At 38.9% G+C, this 12,400-nt stretch carries 10 protein-coding genes; 6 read left to right on the top strand and 4 right to left on the bottom strand.

Annotated features, from left to right (window positions below):
* Positions 1–207: 207 nt before the first annotated feature.
* A complete protein-coding gene (locus tag ACWF5P_RS18390; protein WP_434167078.1) occupies positions 208–1,434 on the bottom strand; it encodes an MFS transporter in 1,227 nt (408 codons plus the stop codon).
* 220 nt (positions 1,435–1,654) lie between these two features.
* On the opposite strand from ACWF5P_RS18390, the gene ACWF5P_RS18385 reads away from it, so the two are divergent.
* The 4 genes from ACWF5P_RS18385 to ACWF5P_RS18370 all read left to right on the top strand — a co-directional run bounded on the left by ACWF5P_RS18385 (position 1,655) and on the right by ACWF5P_RS18370 (position 6,678).
* Positions 1,655–3,370: an ABC transporter ATP-binding protein gene (locus ACWF5P_RS18385; RefSeq protein WP_101225321.1), complete on the top strand. Its 1,716-nt coding sequence runs from the start codon at positions 1,655–1,657 to the stop codon at positions 3,368–3,370.
* Between the two features lie 387 nt (positions 3,371–3,757).
* A complete protein-coding gene (gene wecB / locus ACWF5P_RS18380) occupies positions 3,758–4,849 on the top strand; it encodes a non-hydrolyzing UDP-N-acetylglucosamine 2-epimerase (RefSeq protein WP_434167077.1) in 1,092 nt (363 codons plus the stop codon).
* Positions 4,842–5,828: a polysaccharide biosynthesis protein gene (locus tag ACWF5P_RS18375; protein ID WP_434167076.1), complete on the top strand. Its 987-nt coding sequence runs from the start codon at positions 4,842–4,844 to the stop codon at positions 5,826–5,828. The genes wecB and ACWF5P_RS18375 overlap by 8 nt, the downstream gene beginning before the upstream one ends.
* A 1-nt stretch (position 5,829) precedes the next feature.
* The gene (locus tag ACWF5P_RS18370; RefSeq protein ID WP_434167075.1) at positions 5,830–6,678 is read left to right on the top strand and encodes a dTDP-4-dehydrorhamnose reductase family protein; all 849 of its coding nucleotides are present in this window, start codon (positions 5,830–5,832) and stop codon (positions 6,676–6,678) included.
* Positions 6,679–7,212: 534 nt separating this feature from the next.
* On the opposite strand, the gene ACWF5P_RS18365 is transcribed toward ACWF5P_RS18370, so the two are convergent.
* From ACWF5P_RS18365 to ACWF5P_RS18355, 3 genes are all read right to left on the bottom strand, one after another.
* Entirely contained in the window at positions 7,213–8,127 is a 915-nt protein-coding gene (locus ACWF5P_RS18365; protein ID WP_101225080.1) for an NAD-dependent epimerase/dehydratase family protein, read from the bottom strand.
* Between the two features lie 144 nt (positions 8,128–8,271).
* Positions 8,272–9,492: a glycosyltransferase gene (locus ACWF5P_RS18360; protein WP_434167074.1), complete on the bottom strand. Its 1,221-nt coding sequence runs from the start codon at positions 9,490–9,492 to the stop codon at positions 8,272–8,274.
* Positions 9,493–9,725: 233 nt separating this feature from the next.
* Entirely contained in the window at positions 9,726–10,166 is a 441-nt protein-coding gene (locus ACWF5P_RS18355; protein WP_101225078.1) for a hypothetical protein, read from the bottom strand.
* Between the two features lie 539 nt (positions 10,167–10,705).
* Between ACWF5P_RS18355 and ACWF5P_RS18350 the strand changes: the two genes are divergently transcribed.
* The gene (locus tag ACWF5P_RS18350; protein ID WP_434167073.1) at positions 10,706–11,611 is read left to right on the top strand and encodes an NAD-dependent epimerase/dehydratase family protein; all 906 of its coding nucleotides are present in this window, start codon (positions 10,706–10,708) and stop codon (positions 11,609–11,611) included.
* A gap of 57 nt (positions 11,612–11,668) precedes the next feature.
* Complete coding sequence (locus tag ACWF5P_RS18345; protein ID WP_230175837.1) at positions 11,669–12,382, top strand: glycosyltransferase family 2 protein; 714 nt, start codon at positions 11,669–11,671, stop codon at positions 12,380–12,382.
* Positions 12,383–12,400: the final 18 nt, after the last annotated feature.

Below are 12,400 nucleotides of genomic sequence, written 5' to 3'. Positions count from 1 at the left end.
ATGAATGGGTGCAGGCGGTGAATAGAAGTGTTATATTTTTCCCTTGTTTGGTTGTGCAACTTTTATCAGGGCAAGCCAATCACATCTAGAAGAATTAAAGGGAGCCAATATCGTTCGAATGGCTATGAACCAATAAAAAGGAGCCAGGGAAAACCAAGGCTCCTTTACTTTAACGGTTAACCGAATGGAATGCATCATCCAGGAATATTATGACTGATTTGGTATCGAATGCTCATGTTTTTTTCCCTGTAAGTCTTTCTTTTTAAAAATTGCATAAAGAAAGGCAAGGAATATCAGGGTGGAAGAAAATTGGAACGTTGTTTTTACACTGTATGTTTCCGTTATATAGCCTAATAGTAAGACAGAGCCGGCAAATGTAAGATTGATGACTGCTCCCCAAACTGCATGAATTTTTGCAAGAGTCTTTTCCGAAGCATGGTCTTGGAATAGCTTGGTGTAGATCACTTCCCGGATTTGTTCCGGGATACCGTACAGGCATGCCAGCAGTAAAGCCAAAGCAGGAATACTGGTAGTTCCAAAAAGCAGGGTTAGCATTGAACTGAGAAATATCCCGAAAGTGATGAAGAACCCTATATATTTTTCTAGTAACTTGGCAAAACGGATGACGATCAATCCACTGAATATCATGCCGACAAAGTAGCTTGTGTTAATATATCCCCACCACTCCTCACCTAGTTCCAGGTTCTGTTCAACATATACATATATAACGGCAGCCATCCACACGCTTGAAGCCAAAGTAGTTATAAAATCAATGGAAATGAGTGTACGGATAGTTGGGATTTGTCGAATCGAAACCCATCCGGATTTAATCGAACCCCAGTTTGACGGAACAACAGAGTCGGTCGTTCGTTCTGAGACTTCTATTTTCATTGTATAGATCGTTGAAACGGCAAAAAGCATGACCGTAAGCCAAATGATGAAACTGCTGTTGGTACTTATCAATAAGACGGAACCTAGTGGCCATCCTGCTACAAAGATGGTCTGGGTGATCATATTCAAGAAACCATTTGCTTTCATCCGTTCTTCTTTCGGAACTAATTGAGGAACCAAAGCTGCGCTGACCGGGGCAGCGACTCCATCCAATAATGAAATGGAGGCAATGAAGCAAATGACGACAACAGCAAAACCATGATTGAAATTTGTTATATAGATTCCTAGGCCAACGAGTAAGATGAACTTCCACCATTGAGATTGTACAAGGATTCTTTTTAAAGGAAACCTGTCGATAATAAGGGGGGAGAGTAAACTGCTGATAAACCGAAAAATCGTTGTAGTGAACGGAAGCAAGCTCAAATAAAAAGCAGATCCCGTCAAAGTATATAATAATGAAATCAACCCGACTACATAAAATATATCACCTAGATTTGCAAACGACTGACCGATCCAAAGGTATCGAAAAGATGAGTTTTTCATATATACCATCCTTTTGCGAAAATAAAGTTCATGGATATTTAGAATGGTTATAATTTTTACACTGGATTCACTCCTTAATTTACTAGATTGCATGAGCCGGGTTGGCCTGTTTTATATAGATGATTTTACCATAATATGAACAAGGGGGTTCTCAAATGCTTGCTGAATATTGAATATGGAATTATACTCCTTAATATATGTAAAAAAGGAGAAAAATTTGATGATTCGACGTTTTGCTTCATATTACCTGCCGCATAAGCGGTTATTCATTATTGACTTCTTCAGTGCAGTGGTCGTTGCTGTACTAGAACTTGCATTTCCGCTAGCTGTTCAGTGGTTCATAGATACACTGCTGCCTGGCGACGACTGGTCTGCAATTGTTTCGGTAAGTGCCGGTTTGTTCCTCCTTTATATCATTAGTACCTTCTTACAGTTCATCGTAGGGTATTGGGGGCACAAATTGGGTATCAATATCGAGACTGATATGCGTGAAGAATTATTTGAGCATGTGCAGAAACAATCTTTTCGTTTTTTTGATAACACGAAAACCGGCCATATCATGAGCCGCATAACCAATGACCTTTTCGATATTGGGGAACTTGCTCACCATGGTCCCGAAGATTTATTCATTGCCTTCATGACTTTTATAGGCGCATTTTGGATTATGTTGACAATCAATGTGAAACTGGCACTCGTATCGGTTTGTATTTTACCGTTCCTCGTTTTATTAATTGTCATAAGTAATTTAAAGATGAATAAAGCCTGGAAGAAAATGTATACAGAAGTTGCGGATGTAAATGCCCGTGTGGAAGATAGCGTCTCAGGAGTGAGGGTTGTACAATCCTTTACTAATGAAACATATGAAATGAAAAGATTTGCTACTAATAATCGCCGATTCCGTAAAGCGAAACTTCTTGGATATAAGGTTATGTCCTTTAGCTTATCGGGCATATACATGATGACGAGGTTTATGACCCTTGCCGTGTTGGTGCTTGGTGCTTGGCTAACATTTCATGGGCAGCTCTCTTATGGTGAACTGGTTGCATTCGTCTTATATGTTAACGTATTGTTTAAGCCGATCGACAAAATCAGTGCGTTGATGGAACTCTATCCAAAAGGGATGGCCGGCTTTAAGCGTTTTACGGAACTTCTGGATGTAGCGCCAGATGTCGTCGATAAAAAGGATGCAATAGAGGTAACCACCCTTTTAGGCGATATTTCCTTTAAAGACGTTTCTTTTAACTATGAAGACAAAAAGCCAGTTTTAAAAGGTATTGATCTTACAATTAAGGCTGGTGAGACCATTGCTTTTGTCGGGCCTTCGGGAGCTGGGAAAACGACCATATGTTCATTGATCCCAAGATTTTATGATGTTAAGGCCGGTTCAATATCCATTGATGGAATTGATATTCGTGAGATGACGAAAAAATCATTGCGCTCACAAATTGGCATAGTCCAGCAAGACGTGTTTCTTTTCACAGGAACAGTAAAAGAGAACATTGCGTACGGAATGCTTGGAGCATCGGATGAACAAATTCAAGATGCTGCAAGGAAAGCCCATTTGGAGACTTTCATTGAAGGACTTCCAGAAGGCTATGAAACTCAAATAGGTGAACGTGGCTTGAAATTATCTGGAGGACAAAAACAACGAATTGCAATAGCGAGGATGTTTTTGAAGAATCCGCCAATATTAATTCTCGATGAGGCAACCTCTGCACTCGATACTGAGACGGAAAGAATAATTCAGCAGGCTCTTACAGAACTAGCTGAAAACAGAACTACGTTAATTATCGCACACCGATTGGCAACCATTCGAAATGCTGACAAGATCGTGGTTGTTACGGAAGAAGGAATTGCTGAAGAGGGCGGTCACGATGACTTACTTGAGCAGGGGGGCATTTTTGCCAATCTGCATCAATTACAATTCCAAAAATGATAAAAATGCTATATGTCCCCATAAGGACATATAGCATTTTTAATAGATTGGAGTGGAATTCAATTCAGAATGATTTCCCATAATTCCATAGGGTAACAAACAAGGTTTTGAAAAATGGATGAAACATTTACCTAATAAGGATGATAATGCTTCAGTGTACTAAGGCAGATGTTCTACCAAAAAAGACTTGGAGTCATTCCATGTCTTTTTTTTAAAAGTCTATAAACGGGTCTTGGCCCGAGTTGGAAGTGCTGTCTATAAACGCGGTTATATGTTTTAAATAGACCGAAATCTAATAGGTTAGCCTATAACAATAGGATTGGCAGTGCATACAATAAAGGGTAGAAGGAGAGGCCATATACCAGAAAAGAGTAAGGAGTGCAAATCGTGAAAGTAATGACCATCTTAGGGACTCGACCTGAAATCATCAGATTAAGTCTCATTATAAAGAAATTGGATCAGTATGCCGATTCACATATTCTAGTACACACCGGACAAAATTTCACTACATCCTTAAGCGAAATATTCTTCCAACAGTTACAGGTAAGGAAACCCGATTACGTCTTGCTGAATCAACAGAAAACACTCGGCGAACAGTTATCGGCGATCTTTAAGAATTTAGAGACAATCCTATTAAAAGAAAAGCCAGACAAAGTATTAGTGTTGGGGGATACGAACTCCGGGCTCAGCTCCATCTTAGCAGAAAGACTGGGAATACCCGTCATTCATATGGAAGCAGGAAACCGTTGCTTTGACCTGGAAGTGCCTGAGGAGAAAAATCGAAAGATCATTGATGCTGTATCAAGCTTGAATTTACCTTACACTCCTCAAAGTAAAGAGAATCTTCTGAAAGAAGGTATCCCCAGCAAAAGGATATATTTATCGGGAAACCCTATTTACGAAGTTTTGAATCATTACAACAATGAGATCGAGCAAAGTGGAATTTTGGACAAAATGAATTTGAAAAAGGAGGATTATTTCCTCGTAACTGCCCATCGAGCCGAAAATGTTGATTATGAAGACCGTTTGACGGAAATTATGAAAGGCATTAATTTGGTTGCCGAAACCTATCAAAAAAGAATCATATGCAGCTTACATCCCCGGACAAAATCTCGCATTGAACTCAGTCCCAATTTAGATGTACATCCACTAATTGAATTCCATGAGCCATTTGGTTTCTTCGACTTCGTTAAGCTTGAAAAAAGCGCTTTTTGTGTGCTGACCGATAGCGGAACCGTCCAAGAGGAATGTTGCTTGTTCCATGTTCCTGCGGTTACGATACGAAAAACTACGGAAAGGCCTGAAACAATTGAGTCAGGCAGCAATATGTTATCGGGAATTAATGCTGAACAAATCGTCAATTGTGTGAAGATTATGGTTAACCAGCAAAAAGACTGGACCTTTCCAGAAGGCTACGACCATAAAAACGTTTCAGATAAAGTGCTTAAAATAATACTGGGAGGCCATGAAATTGATTAAGAATCGAACAATTTTGGTAACGGGCGGTACAGGCTCATGGGGATATGAATTGGTAAGGCAACTACTGGATTTTGAACCGCGTGAAATACGAATTTTCTCAAGAAATGAATCCAATCAATTCACAATGAAACAAGAGTTTGATAATAATCCGAAATTGCATTTTATTATCGGAGACATAAAAGAGAAGGAAGCTTTATTGGAAGCTTGCCAAGGTGTTGATTATATTTTCCACTTGGCTGCATTAAAGCATGTTCCTGTTTGTGAAGATCAGCCCATTGAAGCATTAAAGACGAATGTAATCGGAACACAGAATGTAATAGAGGCAGCTATAAGCTGTAATGTGCATTCTGTTGTGAATATATCTACCGACAAGGCTTCGAATCCATCCAATTTTTATGGTCTATCAAAAGCAATGGCGGAAAGACTGATCATACACGCTAATACATTAAACACGAAAACTAGATTCGTATGTATCCGCGGAGGAAATGTCATGGGTACGAATGGAAGCGTCATTCATGTATTCAAAAAGCAAATCAAGGAAAAGGGGAAAATCGGGATAACGGACTTGAATATGACAAGGTTCTTTCTAACCATTCAAGAAGCGATAAAATTGGTATTCAAGGCTACTTTTGAAAGTGTCGGCGGAGAAATATTCGTGATGAAAATGCCTTCCTGTAAAATTATTGACTTAGCTGAAGTGTTGATAGAAACATCCGGGAAAACAAATGTAGGTGTAGATGTCCTGGGCATCCGTCCTGGTGAAAAACTCCATGAGATCCTGCTTTCAGAATATGAAAGCACAACAGCGATTGCCTATGACGATGAGTATTATGTCATATTGCCGGCCATTCACATAGATGGGATAAAAGAACATTATTCTAAATACCAGCCGGTTAGTTTAGAAGACTATAACTCTGGCACAGGACTTATGGATAAAGCCCAGATCGAGGAAATGTTAAAGAACGGGGGCTTTATTTAACATGAAGGTATTAGTCCTTGGTGGACAAGGGATGGCAGGCCATGTAATAAAGGAGTATTTCACACAGGACCCGAAGTATCAGGTGACCTATACGTCAAGGGATCCGAATGATAATAAGGGACTATATCTGGATGTAACCGATGTAACGAGTCTAGAGGAAATCATGGATAAAGTTAAACCTGACATTACGATTAATTGTATCGGCATTTTAAATGAGCATGCTAGTGATAATACGAAACTCGCTTTTCAGGTTAATAGTGTTTTTCCCCATCAGCTTGTTAAATTGACTGAACGCAATAATGGAAAATTGATTCATATCAGTACAGATTGTGTATTTTCAGGGTCAAAAGGTGATTATACTGAGAATGATGTACCCGACAGCTCCACAATTTATGGCCAATCAAAACATTTGGGTGAAATCATTAGTGAAAAACATTTGACTATACGAACCTCCATAATCGGCCCGGAGCTAAAAGAAAATGGAATTGGTTTATTTCTTTGGTTCATGAAGCAAAAGGGAGAAATAAAAGGATACGAAAAAGTGCTATGGAATGGTGTAACGACTCTCGAGCTGGCTAAGGCACTGGACACGATGATCCAAAAGAACATTACTGGGTTATATCATCTTGGCTCAGATGAAAAGATCTCAAAAGCGGCCTTATTGACATTGATACAGCAAATCTTCAAGAAAACCGATGTGGAAATCATTCCTGATTCATTTATTAATTTAGATCGAACCATTAAAAATACAAGAAATGATTTTCAATACAAACTGCCTACTTACGAAGAAATGCTGGTGGAATTAAGAGATTGGATGAGGAAAAATGAAGAAAACAAGTCGATTGGTTGAATGGTTTAATCCATTCGTGACCAAAAAACTAGATTTCAGGCTGAAAATGGTCATGTTATGTAAAGATCTCTTCGTGTAGGAAACTTCGCATCGCTTTGATGAAAAAGTTAACTATCCGAGGGGTCTTTTTCTTTAAAACAAAAATGTAAAGTTGATATTATATAAACCCGAGGGGAATATAAGTGGCGAAAGTCGTTGAGTTTTTGAGTGTAAAGGTGAAATTTTTATGAAAGCGCTACCATTTTAGTTGATAAATAGAGTAATGCTTTAGAAATTGTTCAACTTATGAATACTATACGAAGGATTTTAAAAAAACATCGTTTTCGATGGCACCCTTTTTATAAACGATCCTAAAAATGACCACTGATATTCTCCCGAAAATTTGGGTTTTCGGGAGAAATGATAGATTGAAAACGTAACCCTTTTTAGTGCGTCTTTAATTTTGAATGTAGCAGCGGTATGAGGTGTAAAGGTAGAGATCCATACAAGATGTGGTAGTGGTCTTAAAGGGGAGCATGGGGGATATCATTTTAACTACTTCTTACTCGAGAAGGAATAGGTTTCGGATAACCCTTTGAAAATATCAGTCTTTGGATACCAATTCAGCGATTGCCGTGCTTTCCTGTTATCGAGGCAGCTGTGTTTGATATCTCCTGTTCTTGCGGCTGAATGGAGTGTACTCACTTTTGAACCATGAATTTGTGCTAGCATTTCCAATAGTTGATTTACTGATGTTTTCTGTGCAGTGCTGACCTGGATCGTTTCTTGATTACCACGATTCACCGAAGCGATGTTAGCATGCACTATATCTTTCACATATATAAAATCACGAGTTTGTTCACCATCACCGTGAATGCTTAAAGGCATCCCTTTTTTGAGTTTTTCCAAAAAGACTGCGACGACTCCGCCTTCGCCTTTTGCTGTTTGTCTCGGCCCATAAACGTTTCCATAACGAAGAATCGTATAGGGGAGCCCATATAACTGATGAAACAGGCGGATATATGATTCGGCAGTCAGTTTTGATAATCCATAATAAGAAATGGGGCCTGTCGGGTCGTCTTCGGAAATCAGTTCTTTCTGTAAATTGCCATAAACTCCTGAGGTGGAGGAAAAGATCAGTTTACTTACAGAAGATTCATGACAAGCCCGAAGAATATTAATTGTTCCATTAATGTTCACATCAGCATCATATTGGGGTTCAAGTATGGAACGGCTCACATCAGCTTGTGCTGCCAAATGGAAAACGACATCCGGCTTTTCCCTCGCGATGATTTGGACAGCTGCCTCACTGCATATATCTTCAGTATGGATGATGGCATTTGGATGTACATATTCTTTGTGTCCGGATATCATGTTATCCAATACATGTACCTCGGCACCATTTAAGATAAGTTCTTCAACGAGATGGGAACCGATGAACCCAGCCCCTCCTGTCACGATAGCCTTCATGCATCATACTCCTCTTATATGTTTTTAGTATTGTATGTAATACGTTCAAAAATGTCTTAAACAGGTACCTAGCATTGCCAAAAAAGAAAGGAAAATGAAAAAAAGTGCTGACGCAATAAGTGGTTAGCACCTTTCTTGTAGACATCATTTATTTCTCTTTTTGCAAAGTGCGTTTTCATATACACCTAGCACCTTTTGGACGGCTTTATCGGGTGACCAATGTTCCAGCCCCCATTTTTGGGCATTTAAACCAAGGGTTTTCATATAGGACTCATTCTCCAATAAATAATTGATATGCATGGTTAACATCTGTTCATCCCCCGCAGGTGATAATACACCTGTAATTCCATGTTCGATGATTTCTGGTACTCCTCCTACATCACTGGCAATGACAGCTTTTCCGGTGATTTGTGCTTCAATTACAGACAACGGCTGATTTTCCATCAATGTTGGAAGAACGAAGATATCCGAAAGAGATAACAAAAAAGGAACATCATCCCGCCTTCCCATAAAAATCACATCACTTTCCAATCCCTCCGCTTTGCTTTTGTTTTTCAACTCCAATTCTTTGGGACCATCCCCAACAATCCAGCAAACCCAATCACTTCTAGTCTTTTTTAATTCCTTGAGTGCGCTTATCAAATGATGTACTCCTTTAAACTCATTCAGGCGACCAGTATAGATAATCACTTTCTTATCATTTGGGCGTTGGATCTCGGTTTTTTCGTTCATTCGCTTCAAGAAGGATTCGATATCATATCCATAGTGAAAAACGCTAAGTTGCTCTTTCGGCACTTGAAATTCATCCGTTAAAATATTTCTCATCCATTCATTGGCTACGATCGTATAGTCAGCCGAGGTCGCACCTTCATATTCGAGTCGGTTAAAATAATCACAACCTTGTTTTGCATAGCTTTTCTTTTGCGTATTGGAGCTGTAGTACGCGCTCCTTAGCTCGTGAGCGACACAACCATGAAGGGTAGCGACCAGAGCAGTTTTTTCGGTTCGTATCCGGTTAATGCAGACGGTCGAAAATATATCTTGTGTATGAATGACATCATATTTTTCCAATCCTAAATTATTAGCGGCAAACTGAAAAAAATCACACTTTGAGGCATAATAAGCAATCACTGGATCACTATGGAGGGATGAATCTTGTTGTTCCATTAATACTTCTTGAGGCAGTGAATCCATATCTATTCTACGATTTTCGTTAATGATATGAACATATTCATGGTTTTCACCATAGCTTAGGAAATCGACCTCATGACCAAGAGTTTCAAGCTTTTCCTTTAATTGCTGCATATAGTTCCATACACCGCCAACATGTGGTGTTACCCAAAAAGTGGCAAGTAATATTTTCACGGTAATCTCCCCTTATCATGCTTTTGATACGCCATTTTAAGTTATCTCTTTATAACTATTCGGGGAAAAAATGATGCTATAGACGAATCACATGGGTTTATGTAGCTTATTTAAGGGATTCCCATATTTTTGAATTTCATTTCATGAAAAAACGAGTACTTGTCCAATCAAGAAGCACTCGCCACCATTATAAACAAGGTAAATCTAATATTCTTCATTGCCCTTAGAAGTATTTAGTTGGAAAATGCAGCTGCGAAAAAGCTTTCTGGGCCAGTACGAGTCGGTGCGATGACAATTCCGCCAGGTATACTTATGAACGATTGATATACTAAAAAGTTATTAGGGGATGGTGGATTGAAGTCCGCTCCTGCTAGGGTGATGATCGTTTCGGAGGCAACACCTAAACCTGCAACGGGTAATGTTAGTTGTGCTGAATAAACCAGTACGCGTCCTACGCCTGTCCCTCTATAAATTTCAATGTTGACGGGAGTTAATATGGCAGCTAGAGAGCTAAGAGTTGCGGTGAAAGTGAATTCGACCCTGATATTCGGTCCTGCACCAGTAGTGTTTAGGCCCAATGAGCCGAAGAGTGCAGGTGTAGTGGTGACCGGTATCGAGATGGAGTCACGATAACTGGCATTCTGTGAAGTTTGTGCATCTAAAAATTTTCCCAAATTATAACACCTCTTTTATTGGAATACTCTAACATATTAATTTGAGAAGGTTTTTGTATAGACAAGTTATTCATAATATGAATATTTTCATCTAAAAATATGTTTGGCATTTTCCTGTCGCAGCATATTGACCCATTATGTACAACCCTCCTGAAAAATCCACTTCCAAAATATCCTTATATATGGAAACGAATATTCCCACAATTTTCAGCTCAAAAAAAGTTCAGCATTTAAGATATTGTTCATCCTTAAGTGAAAGCCCTTTTGACGGTAGATGTGAGAACAGCCCATAGCAATAGAGGGGTTTAAACATAGTGTAATAAGAGACTGTGTTTATGATTACTATGGATTTGTAAATAGCTGCTAATGGTGATTTATAGAACAATAACGTTTTGATGTGTTACGAGCGATTGTTCATGCTGACCCAGTGTGTCAGGAAAATACCAGTAAATCCGGAATCCTTTTATCAATGAATATTTGGATAACCTTGAGTCGATTAAAGCGGTTATTAACATCAATAATGATTGGATGAGAAATCAATGAATCAACAAGGAAAATTAATGATCACAGGGGCTAGTGGGTTTACAGGCAGGCATGCATGCGCACACTTCCTGAAATCAGGATTTGATATTACGGCGGTTTCAAGAAAAAAGATGAATTTCGAAGGTAGGATACATGCAGAATGCTGTGACCTGACAAATGAAACCGATGTAAAGAACCTCATCAAAAGGACCAAACCTCAGTACCTTCTTCATTTAGCCGGACAAAACCACGTTGGGGAGTCATGGTCGGAACCTGTATCGACTCTGGAGGCAAATACCATGTCCACTGCATATTTAATTGATGCAATTCGCAAAGAAAGTCCAACCTGTAAAATGGTGATAGTTGGCTCAGCTCTTCAAATTGATCCTGGTTCGATCTCTTCCATTCCACATCCTTATAGTTTAAGTAAAACACTTCAAGTACTTATAGCACAATCATGGGCGGTTTTATATGACATGGACATCATCATTGCAAAACCAGCCAATCTAATTGGACCTGGATTTTCAAATGGGGTATGTTCCATATTTGCGAAAAAAATTGCAGATATGGAAAGGAAGGGAATGGAAATGGTCCTTGAAGTCGATAATCCGAATGACCAACGTGATTTTCTGGATGTAAGAGATGCAGTGAGAGCATATGATTTTCTTTTGAGAAAGGGGCAGTCTGGAGAAACGTATGATGTTGCTTCAGGTAATAATCGTTCTTTAGAAGAAATCATAGAAGGCTATAGGTCGGTAACGACAGGTGATATCAAGGTCAATTCAAAACGAAATGATTTAATCGAAAATAAAGCGGCAATCGATCCTATTAAGCTAGTGAATTTAGGATGGAAGCCTAATATCCCACTTGAATCATCTTTAATGGACATCCTTGCCTTTCATCGTGAATTAAAGGAAAAGTGATAAATCAATTGTAGGCAGTCGGAAAAATACGCTATAAATTCTTCAGGAGGGTAGGCAATGGAGCCGAAAGTATCAATCATTATTCCATTTTATAATTGTCCCTATATAGATCACGCCATTCAAAGTGCGCTTGATCAAACATATAAGAATGTAGAGGTCATTGTCGTCGACGACGGATCGACAATTTATACTGAAAAAATCGAGCCGTTCTTGGAACAAATCCGTTATTTAAGAAAAGAGAACGGGGGAACTGCTACTGCATTGAATCATGGGATACATGCTGCTACGGGAGAATATATCGCATGGTTAAGCTCGGATGATTATTTTCTTCCTGAAAAGGTGTCACTGCAAATTTCGTTTATGCTCGAACATAATGCAAAGGTGAGTTTTACGAATTTTGATAGTATAAACAAAAATGATGAAGTCATTCTATCTTGGACTGGCGAACGCTTTTCAGATATTGAAAACGGAGTGTACCATGCTTTTTTACTTCGTAATGCCGTGAATGGCTGTACTGTCGTTTTGAAGAAAGATGTATTCGAGGCGGTTGGTTACTTCAATCCATATCATCGTTATACCCATGATTATGAAATGTGGCTTCGTTTATTGGTAAATGGTTATAAAATGTATTATTTGGATGAAGTCTTAACGAAGTTCAGAATACATGAAGAATCGGGTACAAGCAGATTCCAACCTGAGATGTTAAAAGATATTCTTACGATTGAAACCCATTACCGGCCCATTCTCAAAAAAAATTTAAAGAACTTATAGTGCACGATTTTTATAACT

The sequence above is a fragment of the Peribacillus sp. NPDC055009 genome (assembly GCF_053608705.1).
This window is presented reverse-complemented; position numbering and strand designations above follow the sequence as displayed.